The organism is Acetobacter estunensis, from assembly GCF_011516945.1.
Lineage (GTDB): Bacteria > Pseudomonadota > Alphaproteobacteria > Acetobacterales > Acetobacteraceae > Acetobacter > Acetobacter estunensis.
In genome coordinates, this window is sequence record NZ_WOTH01000040.1 from 1 (window position 1) to 21,579 (window position 21,579).

The 21,579-nt window shown below is 60.2% G+C and carries 18 protein-coding genes; 9 read left to right on the forward strand and 9 right to left on the reverse strand.

Annotated elements, in window-relative coordinates:
• Positions 1–72: 72 nt before the first annotated feature.
• A complete protein-coding gene (locus GOB87_RS13680) occupies positions 73–1,548 on the reverse strand; it encodes an oleate hydratase (RefSeq protein ID WP_306415895.1) in 1,476 nt (491 codons plus the stop codon).
• A gap of 306 nt (positions 1,549–1,854) precedes the next feature.
• Between GOB87_RS13680 and GOB87_RS13685 the strand changes: the two genes are divergently transcribed.
• Positions 1,855–2,109 (forward strand): hypothetical protein, encoded by a 255-nt coding sequence (locus tag GOB87_RS13685; protein WP_166317931.1) that lies wholly within the window; start codon positions 1,855–1,857, stop codon positions 2,107–2,109.
• Positions 2,110–2,267: 158 nt separating this feature from the next.
• Positions 2,268–2,945, forward strand: coding sequence for a TetR/AcrR family transcriptional regulator (locus GOB87_RS13690; protein ID WP_264806047.1), 678 nt, complete (start codon positions 2,268–2,270; stop codon positions 2,943–2,945).
• 90 nt (positions 2,946–3,035) lie between these two features.
• On the opposite strand, the gene alr is transcribed toward GOB87_RS13690, so the two are convergent.
• The 6 genes from alr to GOB87_RS13720 form a co-directional block, all read right to left on the reverse strand.
• Complete coding sequence (gene alr, locus GOB87_RS13695) at positions 3,036–4,169, reverse strand: alanine racemase (RefSeq protein ID WP_166317934.1); 1,134 nt, start codon at positions 4,167–4,169, stop codon at positions 3,036–3,038.
• A gap of 73 nt (positions 4,170–4,242) precedes the next feature.
• On the reverse strand, positions 4,243–5,265 hold the full coding sequence (locus GOB87_RS13700) for an NAD(P)/FAD-dependent oxidoreductase (protein WP_166317937.1): 1,023 nt from the start codon (positions 5,263–5,265) through the stop codon (positions 4,243–4,245).
• 120 nt (positions 5,266–5,385) lie between these two features.
• Positions 5,386–5,787 (reverse strand): tautomerase family protein, encoded by a 402-nt coding sequence (locus GOB87_RS13705; RefSeq protein ID WP_166317940.1) that lies wholly within the window; start codon positions 5,785–5,787, stop codon positions 5,386–5,388.
• A 35-nt stretch (positions 5,788–5,822) separates the two neighbouring features.
• The gene (locus GOB87_RS13710; protein WP_166317943.1) at positions 5,823–7,172 is read right to left on the reverse strand and encodes an aspartate aminotransferase family protein; all 1,350 of its coding nucleotides are present in this window, start codon (positions 7,170–7,172) and stop codon (positions 5,823–5,825) included.
• 152 nt (positions 7,173–7,324) lie between these two features.
• Positions 7,325–10,312 carry a glycosyltransferase gene (locus tag GOB87_RS13715; protein WP_166317946.1) on the reverse strand — a complete coding sequence of 996 codons (2,988 nt, stop codon included), beginning with the start codon at positions 10,310–10,312 and terminating at the stop codon, positions 7,325–7,327.
• Between the two features lie 181 nt (positions 10,313–10,493).
• Entirely contained in the window at positions 10,494–11,054 is a 561-nt protein-coding gene (locus GOB87_RS13720; protein WP_166317949.1) for a protein-export chaperone SecB, read from the reverse strand.
• Positions 11,055–11,276: 222 nt separating this feature from the next.
• On the opposite strand from GOB87_RS13720, the gene GOB87_RS13725 reads away from it, so the two are divergent.
• The 4 genes from GOB87_RS13725 (at position 11,277) to GOB87_RS13740 (ending at position 16,481) form a co-directional block, all read left to right on the forward strand.
• The gene (locus GOB87_RS13725) at positions 11,277–12,659 is read left to right on the forward strand and encodes an ethanolamine ammonia-lyase subunit EutB (protein WP_166317952.1); all 1,383 of its coding nucleotides are present in this window, start codon (positions 11,277–11,279) and stop codon (positions 12,657–12,659) included.
• Positions 12,660–12,661: 2 nt separating this feature from the next.
• Positions 12,662–13,447, forward strand: a complete 786-nt coding sequence (gene eutC / locus GOB87_RS13730) for an ethanolamine ammonia-lyase subunit EutC (RefSeq protein WP_166317955.1) — start codon at positions 12,662–12,664, stop codon at positions 13,445–13,447.
• Between the two features lie 338 nt (positions 13,448–13,785).
• A complete protein-coding gene (locus GOB87_RS13735) occupies positions 13,786–15,216 on the forward strand; it encodes an outer membrane beta-barrel protein (RefSeq protein WP_373320715.1) in 1,431 nt (476 codons plus the stop codon).
• 89 nt (positions 15,217–15,305) lie between these two features.
• On the forward strand, positions 15,306–16,481 hold the full coding sequence (locus GOB87_RS13740; RefSeq protein ID WP_166317961.1) for a deoxyguanosinetriphosphate triphosphohydrolase: 1,176 nt from the start codon (positions 15,306–15,308) through the stop codon (positions 16,479–16,481).
• A 37-nt stretch (positions 16,482–16,518) separates the two neighbouring features.
• On the opposite strand, the gene GOB87_RS13745 is transcribed toward GOB87_RS13740, so the two are convergent.
• Together GOB87_RS13745 and GOB87_RS13750 are read right to left on the reverse strand one after the other, a co-directional pair.
• On the reverse strand, positions 16,519–16,824 hold the full coding sequence (locus GOB87_RS13745; RefSeq protein ID WP_166317964.1) for a hypothetical protein: 306 nt from the start codon (positions 16,822–16,824) through the stop codon (positions 16,519–16,521).
• A gap of 45 nt (positions 16,825–16,869) precedes the next feature.
• Positions 16,870–17,112 carry a hypothetical protein gene (locus tag GOB87_RS13750; RefSeq protein ID WP_166317967.1) on the reverse strand — a complete coding sequence of 81 codons (243 nt, stop codon included), beginning with the start codon at positions 17,110–17,112 and terminating at the stop codon, positions 16,870–16,872.
• Between the two features lie 221 nt (positions 17,113–17,333).
• Here GOB87_RS13750 and GOB87_RS13755 point away from each other — a divergent pair, with 221 nt between their 5' ends.
• The 3 genes from GOB87_RS13755 (at position 17,334) to ybaK (ending at position 21,212) form a co-directional block, all read left to right on the forward strand.
• Positions 17,334–18,122, forward strand: a complete 789-nt coding sequence (locus tag GOB87_RS13755) for a deaminated glutathione amidase (protein WP_166317970.1) — start codon at positions 17,334–17,336, stop codon at positions 18,120–18,122.
• Between the two features lie 21 nt (positions 18,123–18,143).
• Positions 18,144–20,669: an excinuclease ABC subunit UvrA gene (locus tag GOB87_RS13760; protein ID WP_166317973.1), complete on the forward strand. Its 2,526-nt coding sequence runs from the start codon at positions 18,144–18,146 to the stop codon at positions 20,667–20,669.
• Between the two features lie 69 nt (positions 20,670–20,738).
• Positions 20,739–21,212, forward strand: coding sequence for a Cys-tRNA(Pro) deacylase (gene ybaK / locus GOB87_RS13765; RefSeq protein ID WP_194303364.1), 474 nt, complete (start codon positions 20,739–20,741; stop codon positions 21,210–21,212).
• The last annotated feature ends 367 nt before the right edge of the window (positions 21,213–21,579 follow it).

Below are 21,579 nucleotides of genomic sequence, written 5' to 3' on the forward strand. Positions count from 1 at the left end.
ACACTCTGTCTGCATCGGGTTTTCTTGATGATTATGGAAATTTCTTTTCTACAAAACAGACTTTTTCATAATCTAACCCGATGTACAACCCTTCTGTGAGATTTCCGCGTCAACAGGAACACCCATGTGATACAGCCATTCCTGCGTGATCTCTTCACCGGTACAATCCTGCATCGGCTTTTTGATGAAATCTCCGGGCCTGTCCACGAAAAGCGAATAAATCCACGCGACAACCTGATCTTTGGGCTGTTTTTTGAAGTGAGGCTGCCGTTCAACAAGCCAGCTCATCAGCCAGCTTGAATCCTTCACTGTGACGATGCCGCCCGATACGACCTTTCCACTGAATGGATCGCGCTTGGTAATTTTCTGAATGTATTCAGGAATGCGTTTGTCGAGTGTGGTAACTGTCGCGGATTCCCACTTGGTCTGGGCAATATTGGATCCGAAGACATCAGGATGACCAAAGGACGGATCCTTTGCGGCAATGCGACGCCACAGATCCCAGGCGGGAGCAGGACCCTCATTGAGCTTCGCCGCCGTATGATGATCCCCTTCGTCAGAATTATCGACCAGAGAACCGATGGTCATGAAAACCAGATCATCCGGCCCCAGGTCCACACCGCCAGCGGTACCGTGTTCTTTCCAGTTGATCCGCGTCGCCTGCTTGCGTGTCGGCTGGATATCAAAATCAACGTCCGTGACCTCCACACCGTAGCGGAAGACGACCCCATGGTCTTTAAGCCAGCTGACCATGGGCAGAATCATGGATTCATACTGGTTGTAGCGCGTAAACTTCAGGGCACTCATGTCGGGGAAGCCATCGATATGATGGACAAAGCGATGAAGATACAGCTTCATCTCAAGCGCTGAATGCCATTCTTCAAAGGCGAACATCGTGCGCCAGTACATCCAGAAATTGGTCTTGAAGAATTCCTGCGTAAAAACCTCATTGATACGCTTGTTTTCCATCTCCTTGCGGGTTGCAAGGAACATCGTCATCAGTTCTTTCTGTGCCTTGTCGCACAGACCGAATTTTCCATCGGTGTGCGCGTCCTGGCCGCAGTTTATGGTTGCACGCTGAAGAAAGAAATTAGGATCATCCTTGTTCACCCAGAACATTTCATCAAGAACACTGGCGTCAGGGATCTCAAGGGACGGTATGGAGCGGAACATATCCCAAAGACACTCGAAATGATCATCCATCTCGCGGTTTCCGCGAATGACCCACCCTTTTTCGGGCACATCCGCACCGTCCATTGCGCCGCCGGAAACAGACGACCGCTCAAGAAGGGTGATCCTGCTCCCTTTCATATGACCGTCACGGATCAGGAAGACGGCGGCTGAAAGTCCGGCGAGACCACCGCCGACAATCCATGCCGTCTTGTTATCTACTCCTTCTGGCTTGCGAGGGCGGGCAAACGCTTCGTAATTTCCGCTGCTGTAATACACCATGTCACATCCTTTACGGCCTCTTTGCCGTCTGTGCTCAGTGATTGGACAGACGCTGCCCAAAACGATGTCGGGCAAGGTCTGACAACGTCCGGGCATCTGGAGTAACCATCGGAAAGTCCTGTCATCCGCCCATCGGGCATTGCTGACTCAAAGCAGCCTTTTCTGTGAGAAAAAGGATCTGTTCTGCGTCGCCTGCTGCCACCAAAAGGATGCTCTTCTGACGTATCACTCCATGCCTGATGTCGATCTTATAACTAAACGACACCGCATCGTAACGCAACGTGAATCATGATAGATGACGTATTCCACGCATTATAATGCGTTGACCTGTGGATAAAAACCTGAAAGATACCATGTAGTATCGTTTTCTGTATTGACGTGCCAGACATTGGAGAAAGCACCATGGCCGCTGAACTGAATCTGGAGCAGAAACTGCATGACACCTCGCAAAAGGTGCGGGATCATGCAGAACATGTATTCTCACGTCATTCGGATCGTGTGGAACGACGCTTGGAGGAGCAGATCAGCGCACTTCAGTCGCAGCTGGATTCTCATGAACACGCACGACGTACCTCGCATCTGCGTTTTTACCTGACGATCGCCGGCGTTATTGCCGCGTCGGCCCTGATCCACTTCCGGCGCCACAAAGCCAGGTAATCGTCCCGCACATCCGATAGCAGGCGCGTCGGCGCTTTCTCTCTTCGCATTGCTGCGGAGATCTCTGGCTTCGCCTGTCAACAAATGACATCATGACGGACGAATAGTAAAAGATGAAAGCTTCAGATGAAGGAGCATGGAAGGAAAGCTGATTGTCTGTGAAAAGTGTTGCTCGTGGACCGGGCGGACGTCCCTCTGCGGATGCAGGCGAAGAACTCGACCGCAACATCATGGAAGCAGCGACAAAAGCTTTCCTGACCGACGGTTACGCCGCCACGTCAGTAGATATGATTGCCAGGACGGTTGGTTGCAGTAAGCCGACCATCTATCGCAGATATCCTTCAAAAGAAGATCTGTTCAAGGCTGTGGTACATAACCGGTGCAGCCGATTGTTCGAAGTGGCGCGGGACGCGGAATTTTCTCCCCAGGAGCCCCTGACGGCCCTGAAGGAACTCTTCGCTCAGTTTCTCGACTTCTGTCTGGAGCCGGAGACTCTTGAGGCCTATCGCATTCTTATCACGGACGCGCGGCGTATGCCGTCTGTCGCGGACAGCCTTTCCACGGAGATCATGCAGCCGTTTTATGAGCGGATAGAGGTGTTGCTTAGGCGGACACTGGGATGGCCTGACACCGAGCAGAACCATGCGCGTCTTGAGGTGATATCCCGTTGTCTTCCGGGATTTGTTCTGCACTGGCCCATGCATCAGGCTCTTGTCGGACTGGATCCCTTGAGAGATGCCGGGGAACGGCGTCGTCATTTCCTGATCTGCTGGGAAATGATCGAAAAAATGATACAACAAACGGATGCTCCAATGCGGATTTCCGGAGATCCGTAACAGCCATAATGGATCGCGGCTGCCTGCTTCCGTCCACAATCAGCTGGCAGCCGACCTTCCTCTATCGCCCCCCTTTGCGGACACCCAACCCTACCTCCACTCCCTCAAATACCGCCCCCCCAAATCCACCAACAACTCATACCCAATCGTCCCCGCCGCTTCCGCCGCCATCTCCAACGGGTTATGCGGCCCGATCAGATCAAACGCCTCCCCCGCCGCCAGCGGCATCTCGCCAAGATCCGTCACATCCACAGCCAGCGAGTCCATCGACACGCGCCCGATCAGCGGCAGCTTCACCTCGGGACGTAACGGCAGAATCGCCGTGCCGCGTCCCGAGGCGCTGCGGAGGAAGCCGTCGCCATAGCCCACACCCAGCAACGCCACGCGGGTCGGGCGCTTTGCCACAAACATCCCGCCATAGCCCACCGCCTGCCCCACCGGCACATCGCGCGTCTGGATGACATTGGCCTGCAAGCGGATCACATCTTGCATGGGGTTCGGGCCGCCCGGCGTCGGGTTGACGCCATAGAGCGCTGCCCCCGGTCGTCCAAGGTCGAAACGCCAGTCGGGGCCGAGAAAAAGACCGGAGGACGCTGCCAGACTGCGCGGCGCAGCGGGAAGTTTCGCGGCCAGCGCGCGGAAGGTTTCAAGCTGGTGGCGGTTGGCCGGATTCTCCGGCGTATCGGCGCAGGCCAGATGGCTCATCACCAGCACGGTGCGGATGCCCTCCAGCAGCGTGGCGTCACGGGCCAGACGGTCCACCTCCTGCGCGGTGAAGCCGAAGCGGGCCATACCGGAATCCACTTGCAGCACGGCGGGCAGAGTCCGCTCCTGACGGCGGGCCAGTGCCTGCCACTGCGCCACCTGCTCCATGCTGTTGAGGACCGGGATCAGGTCATGCGCCAGAAACTCGGCCGCCGTTCCCGGTGGCGGCCCGTGCAGCACGAAGATGTTCATCTCCGGGCTAAGATACGGACGAAGCGCCACGCCTTCCGACAGATGCGCCACAAAGAAATGACGGCACCCGGCTTTTTCCAGCACCGGCCCGACATGCTCGACCCCAAGACCATAGGCATCGGCTTTGACCGCAGCGGCGCAAAGCGGCGCGGGATGCTCGACTGTGGCACTCTCGGCCATCATCCCCGCAAGCGTGCGGTAATTCTCGGCAACCGCCCCGAGGTCGATGGTCAGGATGCCTCCGGCTGCCTGTGCATTCACGCCCATTATCCGCTCGTCCTTCGGTGCCGTTTACCTTTCTTTCCTCATAACAGCGGAAGTTTCGTCTGTCAGGCCCATTTCATTTCGAACTCGGAACACCCTGACTCGTGGAATATTCAAAGTGCAGCGCCTGCTCCGGATTCACGATGGGATAGATCGCGTGCGCGGCCATCGCGGCTTCGCTGAAGCCTTGCAGAATCAGCTTGAGCTTGCCCGGATAGGTCGCGACATCACCAATGGCGAACACGCCGGGCAGCGAAGTTTCGCAGGTCGAGGGCGTGACCGGCACGGTGGAACGGATCTGGTCCATGCCCCACTGCGCCAGCGGGCCAAGATCGGTCGCCAGTCCGAAGAAGGCAAGCAGGTGATCCGCTTCCAGCACACGGCTCTCGCCCGCCAGCGTGGCCACTTCGACGCCGGAAAGCTGCCCGCCCTCCCCATGCAGCGCTTTGAGCTGATAGGGCACGATTTTCTCGATCTCGCCGCGCGCCACGGCTTCCTCCAACTGGCTGAGGCTTTCGGGGGCAGCGCGGAACTTGTCGCGGCGGTGCACGAGATAGATCTTTTTCGCGACATCTCGCAGGGAAAGCGCCCAGTCCAGCGCGGAATCGCCACCGCCTGCAATCACAAGCGCCTTGTCCGTAAAATCCGCGCGACGACGGACGTAATACTGCACGCCACCCGTAGCCTCATACGCCGCCAGATCGTCCAATGGCGGGCGATTGGGGCCGAACGCCCCCGCGCCCACGGCAAGGATCACGGCCCGCGCCTTGAGCGTGTCGCCCTTGTCGGTGCCGAGCGTGAAATCCCCGCGATGACCGCTCAGGGTGGTCACACGACGGCCCAGCAGGCGCGGCACATCGAACGGACGGATCTGCGCGTCAAGCTGCTCGATCAGTTGGCCGCCCTCGATCGCGGGGCAGGCGGGAATGTCATAGATGGGTTTTTCGGGATAAAGCGCCGCACACTGACCGCCAATCTCGTCGAGTGCATCGACAAGCACGCAGCGCAGCTTGAGCATTCCGCACTGGAAGGCGGCAAACAGGCCGGTCGGGCCTGCGCCGATGATAACGACGTCGGTCTGGATCGTGTCGGCTGACATGATGGTGCGCGCTCCTGCCTCACACATGGCGTTCCTGTTGGACGCTTTTGTGCGACAGGGCGACGCGGGAGGCAATGCGCGGGACGGAAAAGTCCCGCGCATTGCCCGGAAAAACCGCCCTTACTTGCGCAGCGGCAGTTCACCTGTGAGGAACTGCGCGCGCCCAAGCCCGAAGGACCAGTGCGCGTCCTTGTTCTCAACAACCGAGATCATGACATCCGAAGACTTGATGCCGCACTCGGCCTCCAGTCGCTCGGTCAGCAGGCGGTAGAACAGCGCGAAACCACCATCGCCACGCGGACGGCTGAACACCTGAAGCAGCACCATGTCCTTGGTGCGCGGAATACCAAGCCCGGTGTCCTCAAGGATCATGTGCGAAGGCTTGTGCTCCGTCACGATCTGGTAGCGGTCGCCACGTGGCACCTGAAAAGCCTCCAGCATGGCCTCATGCGCGGTGTCGAGCAGTTTCTTGATCTGCTCTTCGTTGCGACCTTCGTAGATATGGAAATGCAGAAGTGGCATGAAATTCTCCTCTCAGAATAAGGAACGAACCGAACTCAGTCGAGTTCGATGATGAGTTTGCGCACGGTGGCCACCATGTCGCGCAACTGCTCCGGCGTGGAGATGAACGGAGGACCGAAGGAAATGGTGTCGCCCGTGCAGCGCAGCAACAGCCCTTCCTTCAGGCCGCGTTCGAACATCGCCAGCCCGCGCGCGCCCGGCTTGCCTGCGGCGGGTTTCAGATCGATGCCCGCCGTGAGACCGATGTTGCGGATGTCATAGACAATCGGCACATCACGAAGGCTGTGAACCGCCTCTTCCAGAACCGGCTCCAACGCCCGGGCACGGGAGACAAGATTCTCTTCTTCCATGATGTCGAGCACGGTATGCGCAACCGCCGCCGCCAGCGGATGGCCGGAATAGGTGTAGCCATGCGCAAACTCGATGGCGTTTTCCGGGCCGGTCATGAAGGTGTTGTAGATGTCCGACGACACGATCACACCGCCCATTGGTACGATGCCGTTGGTGACAGCCTTGGCGAAGGTGATCATGTCCGGCTTCACGTTGAACCTCTGGGACGCGAAGTTCTCACCCATGCGCCCAAAACCCGTGATGACCTCATCGAAGATCAGCAGGATGCCGTGTTTCGTGCAGATCTCGCGCAGGCGTTCGAGATAGCCCACGGGTGGCACCAGAACGCCGGTCGAGCCCTGCACCGGCTCCACCATGATGGCGGCAATGGTGGAGGCGTCATGCAGCGCGACCAGCCGCTCCAGATCCTCCGCCATTTCAGCGCCCCACTCGGGCTGGCCTTTGGAGAACGCCACCTTGGAATGGTCATATGGGTGACGGATGTGATCGACGCCCGGCACCATGATGGTGGCGAACATCTTGCGGTTGGGCACAATGCCGCCCACAGACATGCCGCCCAACCCGACACCGTGATAGCCGCGCTCGCGTCCGATCAGGCGGAACCGCGCCCCCTCGCCCCGCAGGCGGTGATAACCGATCGCAATTTTCAGTGCCGTGTCATCGGCTTCCGAGCCGGAGTTGGCGAAGAACACATGGTCCATGCCTGCTGGCGCCATGTTGGCGATACGCTCGCTCAGGCGCACCGTCTCGGGATTCGCAATCTGGAAACCCGGTGCAAAATCCAGCGTGTCGGCCTGCTTGCGCAGCGCTTCCGTGATGCGCGGATCGGCATGGCCGAGCGGTGAACACCACAGGCCGGAGAGCGTGTCGAACAGCTTCGTGCCGTCCGCCGCCGTGTAATACGCGCCCTTGGCTGATGTGAGCACGCGGGCCATGCCCTGCTCACGCACACGGCGGTTGGCCGTGAACGGCATCCACCATGTGCCTTCCTTGAGGGTGGCGGCGCAATCAAACTCGTTCTTCAGTTCCGGCATCGGCTGCTCCAGCACTCGTACGCGACGACGACGCCCTTACGCTACCGAAAGGAAGTCGTTCGCTTTCCGAAACGCATGATGGCGCAAATGACGCCCGCTGCCAAATGAATGGAGCGTGCTTTTGCAGGAAAATGAAAACGAGTGTCCTATTTTCAGCTCTGAGCCGCCTGTGCGCGCTCAAAAACATCCTGAAGAATGGCGTTCAGACGGACGGAATAGGCTTTTTCGCTGTTTTCATCGGCCAGAACCGCCAGCGCACCGGCGCGCACCGCGTCCCACAGATCGCGGTCTTCATACAGAGCCACCACACGATCCGCGAACACCTGCGGGTCATTGTCCCCGCCCGAGATGATCTCCATCCCGTCCCGCCATCCAAGCTGGCGGCACAACAACTGGGACGCCACGACGGGCAAACCGTGCGACGCGGCCTCGTGAATCTTGAAAGGGATGCCTCCGGCAAAGCGTGTGGGCGCAACAAAGATACGGTGAGACGCATAGAGCGCCGCCGGGTCTTTCACCGGCCCCACCAGTTCCACCCGCGGATCGTGCCCCAGTGCGCTGAGATCGACCCCCGCTCCCAGATACCCCGCAACCGTGAACCGCACGCCTTCGGGCAGGCGGTCCCGCAGCAGTGGCAGCACCTTGTTCACGAACCACACCAGACTGTCATGATTGGGTGAGTTCGCCTCATGAATCGCGCCGAGGAACAGCATGTCCCGGCGCTCTCCCCACCCTGCCGGTGTGGGGCGCAAGGGACACATATGGCCGAGTTCCGCCACATGCTCGTGTCCCGCTTCACGCAGGATGCGCGCGTCGAGCGGATTGACCGCCACAATGGTCTGACACAACCACGCGCTGGAAAGTTCATCTTCCAGAGCGTCCGCCACACTGCGCGTCAACGGCAGATCGAACAGTTTTGCCCGCAGGGCGTCACGCGGGGCCGTAACCGCTTCGGTGTCGAGCACAAGCGCGTCGATCGGCAGAGCCTGCGCCTGCGCGAGCAGTACCGGCAGCATACGTCCGACATTGTGCGTGCGACCGATCCACACGCCGTCATACATCCCGCTGCGCGCCTGAAGGAACGCTTCCAGATGTTCGAAACCGCGATCGTGCAGCACCTCGACCCCAACAGGGAAATCGCGATGGATAACCGGCAGCGGATCGGTCGAGGAATAGATCGGAAACACCGTCACTTCATGACCGAGCGCCGCCATCGTGCGCACGATGTCGTTGGAGCGTACAAAGCCGGAACCAAGACGGCGCGTGGGAATCCGGTCTTCAATGAACAGGATGCGTCGCGAAGAGGACGATGGCCTGACACTGCGTGCCCGCGACACCATGACAGGAGACGGCGGCAAGGCCGTATCCAGATGCCGGGCATGTCGGCGGCGCAAAAGACGACACTCGACCTGCGCCTGCTCGTCATCCACCGGCTCATGCGCATCGTTGGACACGATGAGGGACGGTTCATAAAGCGTGCGCCGCCCCAGCGCCGCAGCGCGCAGGCACAGATCCGCAAGCTGGAAGGCCTGAGTGCCGAAGGCTTCATCGAATCCGGCAAGCTGCTCCAGCAACGCCCGATCGATCAGCATGGCAGGCGCCGTGCCGCAGGGAACCTGCCGGCGGAAACTGACCTCCGGCGCTTCCAGCCGCGCCCCTTCCATATAGCGCGCAAGAGAACCGTCACGCCAGGCAATGGCCCCCGCTTCCCACAGGCGGCCATCCGCACGCATCACCCGCCCCGTGACAAGGCCGACCCGCTCTGCGCCGCCTGTCGCACGGCCTTCCGCCAGTTGGGCCAATGCTGCATCCAGCGCGCCATAACGCAGCGTCATGCCCTGTCCGAGCCACAGCACATCCGGCGCGTGCAAATGCGGCAGGGCCGCCTGCAACGCTTCCGCCCGAGTGGCCGTCTGCCCCAACCGAACCACCTTCACACCCGTGACGAAATGGTGCAGGCGCCGCGTGTCATCTTGCGATCCGCAATCCACCACAACAACCTGCATCGTCTCGCCACAGGCGGCATGGAGGGCAGACAGGGCGGCCAACGTCAGGGGCAGCCGGTTGTGCGCCATCAGCACGACACCCAGTCGCGCCGCGCCCTGTCGCGTGAAATCGAGCGGATGACGGGTCAGGAGCGGCAGAAGCGCTTCCGCCTTACGGCGTGCCAGCGTCTCGAACTGCTCCAGCGGCGGCCGCTCGACACCTTCGTCCAGTGGGCGCACATGACGGCGCGACAGCCAATGAACGAACACATCTCGCACCAGCCCGCGTTCGATATCGGCACGAACGGTTCCCGAAAAGAAATAAGCGTTCAGATCGATATCGGGATGCGGCTTGCGGCGCTCGAACACACCATAGCGCACAAAATGATCGTATCCTGAACGGAGGAACCCGCTGGTGATCGCGTCCTCGATGTCGGGATAAAGTTCGAGATAGTAATCTTCCTCGAACCATTCCAGCGGACCATACTGGCGCGGTGTCGGGTTTGTCAGAAAATGATGGAGCGCGCTGGAAAAAGCGTCGCCTTCGAGGGTCTGCGCCACATCGGGATAAGTGCGCAGATACCACTCTGGATCGAAATACCAACTGACACGCAAATCCGTGCCCTGCTTCAGATCGGTAAGAAAATCCGCGAACGGCCCGATCTCGGGAATACGTGTGGCCGCAGGCTCACCCTCACCCGCAGGTGCGACCACGGCTTTTGCGTAATAAAGGTGCGGATCGAAAAACAGGTGTCCGGAACGGAACTCCCTGTCTCCCACACTCAGATAATGGTCGTAACCGTTGACCAGCCCCAGACGGTCGAGCGCGGAGCGGGTCAGATCGGGATAACGGGCGAGATACTGACTTTCGGAGAAAAGCCAGTGTGGCGAGCGGGAGCGAAAGCCATCCGCTCGGTAATGCTCGAACCCGCTGGCGAAAGTGCCCGCACGCACGGCGGCGGCGACATCCGGATGCGCAGCGAGATACCATTCCTCATCAAAGAAACGGTTGGGCGACCATCCTTCACGCTGGCCTGTCTCGCGGTAATGCGCCTCCAGTTCCTCGGAGGACGTGCTGGCCAGTTCACCCAGCCGCCCGCCATAGGTGAGACGATACCAGCCGGCATCAAACTGCGCCCATGAAGGGATTTTCATTGATTCCGGAGACACCAGACCTCTCAACCATCACAGGAGCGGGCTGTTGCCAGCACCACCACGACGCACTCATCCGGACGATGAGGCGTTGCCCTGCAACGACCACCGGCGTCCGTTCCCGATTTTGTGTAAAGACTACCCCGCCATGCAGACCGGCACAACGCAGGCTCTCCGGCCCGATTTAGCGGGCCACCTGCCCTGCGGCCCGGCGGGACTGCCACAGCGCCAGAAAATCGATCTGCGGCAGGATGACCGGCATGAACCCGGCCTCCCGCGTGATGTCGGCCAGATAGTTGCGGGCGGCGGGGAAAATCTGACGCGGTGCTTCCACCAGCAGCAGCGGTTCGAAGCTTTCCGTCGTCACATTGCGCAGGGTGAAAAGGCCGGAATAGGTGATGATCGTCTCGAACAAGCGCGGTGCGTCACCCCCCTCGACCGGCTCTTCCCCAATGCCTTCGCAGCGCATGACGAGATCCACCTCGAAATCGGGCTGATTCTCCAGAATCTGGCGCGCAGTGACATCGATCGCCATGCGCGTGTTGGGACGCACCGGCGGCCGGGTGTGCAGCCGCGCGGAATCGATGGCCTGAAACGACACCGAACGGACGTACTGAGCGCCCAGAATCAGCGTGGGTTGGGCCGGATTCGTCCCTCCGCTCACGCTGTCCGCGCCACTGGCGCCCTGACCACTGGCGCCCTGAGCAGCACCCGCCACCGTTTCCATCGTTGCCTGATCGACCATACGTAAAGGGACTTCCATTTAATGTGTTGTACAATTTTCCTTCAGGACCGGGCTTTAGCAAACTCCGTCCCAGGCCGCGAGTATGCAATGAAACTCTTTACCATCGAATGAAACGGCATCTCGCCACACGGAACAGTTTGCAGCGCATGAACCGTTGCGTTTTCGCATTGACAGCGCAGACAGGCCAAAGGACATTCATCCCGCTGGAGGAAGCATCGATCCATGGCCTTTCATCATACGCTTGGCGGAGAGCGCCACACCTTCGCCGATCTCAAGGCGCTGCTTGCGGCCGCGTCCTCTCGCCGCTCGGGCGACGAACTGGCCGGGCTTGCCGCCACTTCGGACGCACGGCGCGTGGCCGCGCGCTACGCGCTGGCGGACCTGCCGCTGTCCACGTTCCTTGCCACTGCACTCGTTCCGTATGAGGAAGACGAAGTCACCCGCCTGATCGTGGACACCCACGACAAAGCGGCCTTCGCTCCCATTGCTCATATGACAGTCGGCGGCTTTCGTGACTGGTTGCTCTCGCATGAGGCCGACACGCAGGCACTGCGCGCCATTGCACCGGGCGTCACACCCGAAATGGCCGCAGCGGCGAGCAAGCTCATGCGCAATCAGGATCTGATGAGCGTTGCGCACAAGATCACGGTGGTCACCAAGTTCCGCAACACTATCGGCCTGAAAGGCTGCCTCGCCTCCCGCCTCCAGCCCAATCACCCCACGGATGACCTCAAGGGCATTGCCGCCTCCACACTGGATGGACTGCTTTACGGCATGGGCGATGCCGTGGTCGGCATCAATCCCGCGACCGACAGTGTGGCCAACGGACTGGCCCTGCTGGACATGTTGGACCACGCCCGCCAGCGTTACGACATCCCGACACAGACCTGCGTGCTCACGCATGTCACCAACACCATTGAGATCATCAATCGCGGCGGCGCGGTCGATCTCGTGTTCCAGTCCATCGCCGGCACGCAGAAAGCCAATGAAGGGTTTGGCGTCTCACTCGCCATTCTCAAGGAAGCGCGCGAGGCCGCCCTGTCGCTGGGACGCGGCACACTGGGCACGGACCTGATGTATTTCGAGACCGGACAGGGCGCAGCCCTCTCCGCCGATGCGCATCACGGGATCGATCAGCAAACCGTGGAAGCCCGCGCCTACGCCGTGGCGCGGGAGTTCCATCCGCTTCTGGTGAATACGGTCGTGGGCTTCATCGGCCCGGAATATCTCTATGACGGCAAGCAGATCATCCGTGCCGGACTGGAGGACCATTTCTGCGCCAAGCTGATGGGCGTCCCGATGGGCTGCGACGTCTGCTATACTAACCACGCCGAGGCCGATCAGGACGACATGGACAACCTGATGGTGCTGCTCGGCACTGCGGGCATCACCTTCCTGATCGGTGTGCCGGGCGCGGACGACATCATGCTCAATTACCAGAGCCTGTCCTTCCACGACATCCTGACCGTCCGTAACCTGCTTGGCCTCAAGCCCGCGCCGGAATTCGCGGCCTGGCTGGAGCGGATGGGTCTTTATGACACGCACCGCGAGCGGATGCTGCCCGTCTCCCCCGGACAGACCCTCCTCGGCCAGATGATCGCCTGACCATGACCGACAGCACGCCCCCCAGCACCTCGTCGCGCACCACAGGCGACATCGTTCACCTCGACCCATGGCAGGATCTGCGTGCCCTCACCCGTGCGCGGATCGGGCTTGGCCGCAGCGGCAATGCCCAGCGCACCACCGATGTGCTGGCCTTTCAGGCGGCCCACGCACAGGCCCGCGACGCCGTACATACGGCGCTGGATGTGGACGCGATGAAGGCGGCCCTCGGAGAGCCGTGCCTCGTGGTGCACAGCCGCGCCCCCGACCGCCCGACCTATCTGCGCCGCCCCGATCTCGGACGCCGTCTCGCCCCCGAAAGCCTCGCGGAGCTCAAAAAAGGCGATTGGGACGTAGTGTTCGTCGCTGCCGATGGCCTGTCCTCCGTCGCGACCGCCGAGGGTGCCGTCACGCTTTATCAGGAAATGAAAAAGCGGCTCCCGCACTGGAAAATCGCCCCGCTGGTCATGGCGCTTCAGGGGCGCGTGGCTTTGGGCGACGAGATTGCGCAAGCCATGGGCGCACGCATGGTCGTCATGATGATCGGTGAGCGGCCCGGTCTGTCCGTGGCCGACAGTCTGGGCGTCTATCTGACATACGCTCCACGTGTCGGCACTCCGGATTCGGCGCGCAACTGTCTGTCCAACATTCATCTGCATGGGCTGAAAACAGCCCCCGCCGCCGACAAGCTCGCGTGGCTGATGAAGGAAGCGCTGAGCCGACAGGTTACAGGTGTGGCGCTGAAGGATGATTCGCCGGACGAACATTCACTCCTATCGCAAGGACGTTGATCTCGCCTCTTACACGGACAGAACACCGGACCAATGGTGCGCAGTGTTTCGCGCCATTTTTATCTGGATACGGAATATTCAGAGCCACTCTCACGTTATGGCCATGAGGGGAGTGTGACATTTCATAATGTGTCAAGCGTGACACTTTTGCCGCAGATGGCCACTTTCCTGACGCACAATAAATTTTCCCGCTTGCCTCATTTCGATTCCGTTTCGATTATGAACCAGTTCAGCCCCGACTAGGGACACGGGACCAGCCCATCCCCGACTGCCCAAGGAGACAGCCCTCGATGCTCGCATTGTCCCGCGGAAAGGTTCTCGGCCTGTCATCAGCCCTGATGACGGCAAGCCTCACGCTGCCTCATGCCGTTCGCGCCCAGACCACCACGGCGGCACCCGCCGCTGCCTCAAACGTCACCGTCAATACGGCCCCTCCGGCCACCACGGCTCCTGACGAAGTCTCGGACCACAACAAGCTCGTCGATGACGACGTCGCGGAAACCGAGGAAAGCCTCAAGCTCGTACCGGGCAATATCTTTCACACAAAACCCGGCCAGCACCTGTCCTACTGGGACGGTCTGGTGGGGCATCTGACCGTCGAAGCGGGCATCGCCGGCAACCCCTGGACCAAATCCGCACGCAACTTCGCACAGTTCTATGTGGATCGCGCGAACACGGTCACCATGAACCAGATCATGGGCTCGCTTTCCCATCCTGTGACGAATATCGGCAAAGGTTACGGTTTCGGCTTCACCTTCGAGACCCTGTATGGCTCGGACGGCCGGTTCGATCCGACCATCGGTATGGGCGATGGCGCCATTTCGGGACTTTATCAGTGGATTCCAACACAGGCGCATCTCGACTTCCACATGCCCTGGCTGCTCAAGCGTGGCATCGACGTGCAGATCGGTCAGATGTACGGTCTTCTGGGGTCTGAGGGCACACCAGCGCTGGCACGTCCCTTCTATACCTTCAACTATGCGTCCGATTACATCGTGCCCTTCCAGGTCATCGGTATCTACACGACGCTGCATCTCAATAAGCATGTGGACTGGGTGCTGGGCATCGACGCCGGTAACTCCACCAGCTTCGGACAAGCCGGCAACAACAGCCGCCCCAAAGGCACATTCGGCTTCAACTTCATGAAGCTGCTTGATGGCAAGCTCGACTTCCACATCCTCGGCCACTTCGGACCGCAGGGAAACAACAGCCGCGCGTCCTATGCCAATGGCTGGTGGAGCGCCGGTGTTGGCAAGATCGCCAACCAGAAAATGCAGTATAACGTCGATGTGCTGGCGACCTATCACATCAACGACAAGATGACCTTCACCATCGACGGCACCTATCTGCACGACGATCTGACGCGCGACGATGTCTATGGCGTGACGTCCTACTTCGCCTACGACATCAACCCCAACCTGACTTTCAACGCCCGTGGTGAAATCCTGCGCGACAACACCGGCGGAACCATCGTCGAATATTCAAGCTTCACCTCCTTCACCAAGGCCGCCAGCAACAAGCCGTACCCCTATTATGGTGCGCCTCCCACGACCTATGGCGCCCTGACCGTTGGCGTGACCTATCGGCCGGATTTCATCAACAAGCGTGTGAGCTTCGGTCAGTTCACGTTCCGACCGGAAATCCGCCTCGACAAGTCGCTCAACGGCACACGTCCGTTCAACGCAGCCGGCACCGTGGAAAACCCGACCGTTACCCACGGCACCAGCAACATGCTGTGGTTCAACGCCGACGCCATCTGGGCCTTCTGATCCACTACGGCGGAGCCTCGGCTCCGCCACCTCTCGCCACAACTGCTGGAACATGGTCAAATGCGCCGTCAACAGACCGGACGGGCCGCATGAAACCAGCTCCCTACGCCGTCAATGCCCGCCCTACGCGCGGGCGTTTTCACGCCGAACCCGAAGCCACGACCCGCTCGCCATGGCAGCGGGATCGGGATCGCGTCATCCACTCCTCCGGCTTTCGCCGCCTGCAATACAAGACGCAGGTCTTCGTCAATCACGAAGGCGATTTCTTCCGCACACGCCTGACCCACTCGCTGGAAGTGGCGCAGATCGCCCGGTCCATGGCCCGCCACCTCAATGTGGACGAGGACATCACCGAAGCCATCGCCCTCGCCCATGACCTCGGCCACACACCGTTCGGTCATGCAGGGGAAGAAGCGCTCGCCGCCGCCATGAAACCGTGGGGAGAGTTCGACCACAACACGCAGGCTCTGCGGCAGGTCACCATGCTGGAGCATCGTTATCTCCAGTTCGACGGCCTGAACCTGACATGGGAGACGCTGGAAGGACTGGTCAAGCACAACGGCCCTGTCACACATCCTTCCGCCTGGTTGCGGGAACACGACACACACTTCTGCCTCGAACTCGGATCTTTCGCGTCCGTCGAAGCGCAGCTTGCCGCCCTTGCCGATGACATCGCCTATCACGGGCATGACCTTGATGACGGCATCAAATCCGGCCTGCTGTCGCTGGACGATCTGGTGGATGTCCCAGTCGCGGGAGAGGCTCTCAGGGAAGCCCGCGCACTGGCCGCCACGCTGACAGACACCGCCACGCCTGTCGCCCTTGAGCAGCGCATCCGGCATGAAACCGTGAGGCGGCTGATCCATCGCCTCGTCAGTGACGTGCTGCGCCAGACGGCGCTCAACCTGACCACCCTTGCACCCCAATCCGCCGATGACGTGCGTCATGCGGATCGTCCCGTGGTGACGTTCAGCCCCGCCATGCACGAAGCGAATCAGGGCATCCGCACCTTCCTGTTTGCCCGGCTCTATCGTCACTGGAAGGTGAACCGCATGTCGCACAAGGCAAAGCGGGTGGTGACGGAACTGTTCGACACGCTTGGCGCATCACCAGGACTGCTGCCGGACGGCTGGAACGAACAATCCCGTGCCGCACCCGATGAAACCGCACGGCGGCGGGTGGTGGCGGACTATCTCGCCTCCATGACGGATCGCTTCGCCATGGAAGAACACCGGCGGCTCACCGATCTGTCAGTGCCCGGTTAGAAAAACAAAAGGGAGCCTTCAGGCTCCCTTTTTTCGATCAGGCGATCTCGATATCGACTTCACGGATGCCTTCGCGATGCTTGGCCTCCGGATGACCGACATGAAACGGCTCATCGGGGATCAGATACACATTGCTCAGATCGGCAACGGCAAGGCAGCTCCACTCGCTGGTGGGCGGGATGCCTTTCTCATGGGAATCTTCCCCCCGATACATCAGCACCTTTTCGATACCATCACCCTTGCCGAGCGCATGCGGCGAACCGCTCTGCGGCTTGCCGGACAGCGTAAAGCCAACAACGCTCTTCTTCTCGATCGCCTCACGCAGGGTCTTGTAAGCGGACATCGGTTATTTCCTTACCTTCATTGCAAACACGGCGACCTTGGGAAATCAGTCCTCGCCCGCCGTTTTCTTGCCCAGAAGAGCGATCTCTTCAGCCGTCACACCTTCGGGGTTGTGCGTCGCCTTCTTTGCGGCCTCACGTTCCACTTCGCTCGCATGTTCCCCACCCTTGAGAACATGCTCGGCCAGACGAAGAACCTCTTCCTTGGTCAGCAGCTTGGGCGTGTGAACCGCCTTGCGGGCCAGATCGTGAAGCGAACTTGAAGCATGCGGTGCGCGATCATGTGCCATCGGATTTCTTCCTTTTCAGAACTCGTATCTCTGAAAGAAGGGAATACAGACGCCAAAACGCAACATGCAACTGGCGTATGTGAGCCATGAAAACAGGCGCAACCGCCGCCTTTCATCATGTGTTGCCATTACGCAGAGCGGCCATGCACGGAAAAATCCTGACTATGGCCGCCTTGCGTGACCTGCCATAGGATGCCCATCGCGGGATCAGGGAGCCTTTCATGAAAATCGCACTCGGTCAGTTTGCTGTCGCCCCCGACTGGAACACCAATCTTGAACAATGCGTGGCGCTTATCGGCCGCAGCGTGGCGGAAGAGGCCAAGCTGCTCGTACTGCCCGAGAGCATCATCGCCGCCGACATGAACGATCCCCACATCACCGTACGCACGGCCCAGCCACTCGACGGACCGTTTGTGACGGGGCTGGTGGCCGCACTGGCTGGGACAGAACTGACCGTCATCTGCTGCATCGCCACCCCGGCGGAACAGCAGATGACCCATAACTGCCAGATTGCCATCAACGCCTCCGGCGTCATCGCCTGTTACTGCAAGCTGCACCTCTACGACGCCTTCAACATGAAAGAGTCCGATACCTATCTTTGCGGAGCCGAACTCCCACCCATTCTCGAAATCGGCGATCTGCGCGTCGGACTCATGACCTGCTACGACGTGCGTTTTCCCGAACTTGCCCGTGCGCTCGCCGTGCGCGGCGCAGATTTGCTCACCTGCCCCGCAGCCTGGGTGCGCGGCCCCGGCAAGGAATGGCACTGGCAGGTGATGGTCACCGCCCGCGCTCTGGAAAACACCTGTTATGTGGCGGCCGTAGGTGAATGCGGGCCGCGCAATATCGGGTGCAGCATGCTGGTCGATCCACTTGGCGTGGCCGTTGCCCGGACGGGCAGCGAGCCGGACCTCCTGTTTGCTGAAGTCGACCCTGAGCGCATCCGCGCCACGCGCAAGGTTCTTCCCGTGCTGGCCAACCGCCGCTTTCGCGATCCCGAACTCTTCTGATTTTCCCCTACGGAGTCCCTGATGGACCATTTGCCGACATCTGACGCCGCCACCCGTGACGATGGCTTCGTTCATGTGCGCGGAGCACGGGAGCACAATCTCAAAGATGTGGCGGTGGACGTCCCTCGGGACCAGTTGGTGGTCTTTACCGGCGTGTCCGGCTCCGGCAAATCCTCGCTCGCCTTCGGCACGCTCTATGCCGAGGCCCAGCGGCGCTATCTCGAATCCGTCTCGCCCTATGCGCGCCGCCTGTTCCAGCAGATGCCCGTGCCGGAAGTGGACATTGTGGACGGTCTTCCACCCGCCATCGCCCTCCAGCAACAACGCGGCGGCAGTTCGGGTCGCTCCTCGGTGGGCAGCATCACCACATTGTCGAACCTTTTGCGGATGCTCTACTCCCGCGCCGGCACCTATCCCGCTGGTCTGGCACGGCTGGAAGCCGAATCCTTCTCCCCCAATACGCCGATGGGCGCCTGCTCGCGCTGTCATGGCCTTGGCCGGATCCATGAGGTGACGGAAGCCAGCATGGTGCCGGACCCCACCCTGTCCATCCGCGAACGCGCCGTCGCCTCATGGCCCACGGCGTGGCAGGGACAGAACCTGCGCGATATCCTCATCACCATGGGGGTGGATGTGGATTGTCCGTGGCACGATCTTCCAAAAAAGACTCGCGACTGGATTCTCTTCACGGATGAAACACCAACCTACCCTGTCTATCCCGGCCTCACCCACGCGCAGGTAAAACGCGCCATCGCACAGGGGCTGGAGCCGTCCTATCAAGGCACCTTCACCGGCGCGCGACGCTACATCCTCCACACCTTCGCGAACTCGAAAAGTGCGATGATGCGGCGACGGGTCGAGGCGTTCATGACCGTAACGGACTGCCCGGAATGTCACGGCCAACGCCTTAACGCGGACGCATTACGGGTCACGTTCGGGGGCCGCAACATCGCGGCCATGACAGCGCTGCCACTGGAAGACATAGCCCGGGCCCTGACCGACACCGTCAGCACGACTGCTCCCCGGACAGCCACGGCCATTGCGGCACGCCGCATCGTGGACGACATGATCGCGCGTATCGGCGTCTTGCAGGAACTGGGTCTGGGCTATCTCCAGATGGACCGCGCCGTGCAGACCCTTTCTCCCGGCGAATATCAACGCTTGCGGTTGGGCACACAGATTTATTCCAATCTCTTCGGCGTGGTCTATGTGCTGGATGAGCCGTCTTCCGGGCTGCATCCCGCCGACACACAGGCGCTTCTGCGGGCGCTCCACAGCCTGCGCGATGCCGGCAATTCGCTTTTTCTGGTCGAGCATAATCTCGATATCATCCGCAACGCTCAATGGGTGGTGGATGTCGGCCCGCAGGCCGGTGTCCGGGGCGGTGAGGTGCTCTATTCCGGGCCGTTGGACGGACTGAAGGACATTTCGGCCTCCCGCACACGGGACTATGTGTTTGGAAGCGACAACACACCTTCAGCCCCCTCCCCCCGCGCCCCATCGGGCTGGCTGCGTCTGAGCGATCTGCGCTGGAACAATATCGACGGTCTGTCGGCGTCCTTTCCACTGGGCATCTTCACCTCCGTCACAGGTGTCTCCGGTTCTGGAAAATCCTCGCTTGTCAGCCAGATTCTCACAACAGTGGTGGCGCGCGCTCTCGGGCAGGCCCTTCCGGAACAGGAGGAAGAGGAAACAGCCCTGATGGCGGCCGATCCGGCCGCCGAACCGCAAGGACACGTGACCGAAGGACTGGAATCCATCCGCCGTCTGGTGGTCATTGACCAGAAACCCATCGGCCGCACACCACGCTCAAATCTTGCGACCTATACAGGACTTTTCGACACCATCCGCAAACTGTACGCCTCGACCGATCTGGCGAAAAAACGTCACCTCGATGCAGGATATTTTTCCTTCAACCTGCCCAAGGGACGTTGCCCCGTCTGCGAGGGCGCCGGATCGACAATGGTGGAGCTTCTGTTCCTGCCCAGCGTGTACGCGCCCTGCACTGCCTGTCATGGCACACGCTACAAGCCCGAGATTCTCGAAGTCACATGGCGGGGAAAGTCCATTTCTGACATCCTCAACATGAACGTCGATGAAGCCTGCGATTTTTTCGCCGACGATACCGGACCGGCCCAGTGCCTCACCACCCTGAAACGGAGCGGTCTCGGCCACCTCACACTCGGCCAATCCGCCACCGAGCTTTCAGGGGGCGAAGCCCAACGCATCAAACTGGCAACCGAACTTCAAAAACAACGACGCGGACACACGCTCTACATACTCGACGAACCCACAACCGGGCTGCATCCCTCGGACGCGGATCGCCTGATGGGCCATCTTCAGGAACTGGTGGACAACGGCAACACCGTGATCGTTGCCGAACATGACATGCGGTTGGTGGCGCGGGGAGACTGGGTCATCGATCTCGGCCCCGGCGCGGGAAGCCATGGCGGACAGATCGTGGCGCAGGGTACCCCAGAGGAGGTGGCACAGGCACCCAACAGCGTCACCGCCCCGTTCCTTGCGCAGTATTTCAGAACGAAATGACATTCAGTGCCGCTTTAGTATTGTGTGAAAACGCATCGCACATAGGATGCGCTCCGAAAGGATATCGCCATGACCACGAAAGCAACCGAATTTCTCACCCGGAAAGGTATTCCGTTTTCGGTGCATGCTTATGAATACGCACCGGACGGAGGAAAGATCGGCCTGCAGGCTGCTCAGGCCATCGGAGAGAACCCAGAAGCCGTGCTCAAGACCCTGATGGTCAAGGTCGATCGCAAACAGCCTGTGTGCGTCATTATCCCTTCCAACCACAAACTCGACCTCAAGGCGCTGGCGGCGCTTTTTGGCGGTCGGAACGCCCGTATGATCGCCCCAGAAGAAGCACAGGCCATGACGGGCTTTCAGGTGGGCGGCATCAGTCCTTTCGGTCAGACGGAACAGGCTCCGGTTGTCATTGCCGAGCAGGCCATGAAGCTGGACCATATCTATGTGAACGCAGGCGACCGAGGTCTGGTGGTGAAGATCGCACCTGCAGATGCCCAGCGCGCCGTGGACGCCAAGGTCGACCTCATCTCCACGGGCTAAATACTCTTTATTTTTCGTTACGTACACTCTATCCGAGCCGCCTCTTTTCTGAAGAGTGCGGCTCTTGTCATTTATCGATCCACCCAATCGCATGACACAAATGCAAATTTTTCATAGCACAAAGAGATTGTTTCCATCACGTTGCGCAACTGACACTCACTCGCAACAACTCGATACAAGGCTCTTGCTTCATGGCGTCTCCCTTCCCGGCTCCTGCCTCTAAGCGTCGCCATCTTACGACGAACTGGAGAAGTGGCCTCCTCACAGGCCTATGCACATCGGCCCTGTTTCTGGGCTGGAGCAGTGCGGCGCGCGCGGACGGTCTCCCACAATCGCAGATCGCACAGGACCGGGCACGCCTTGGAAA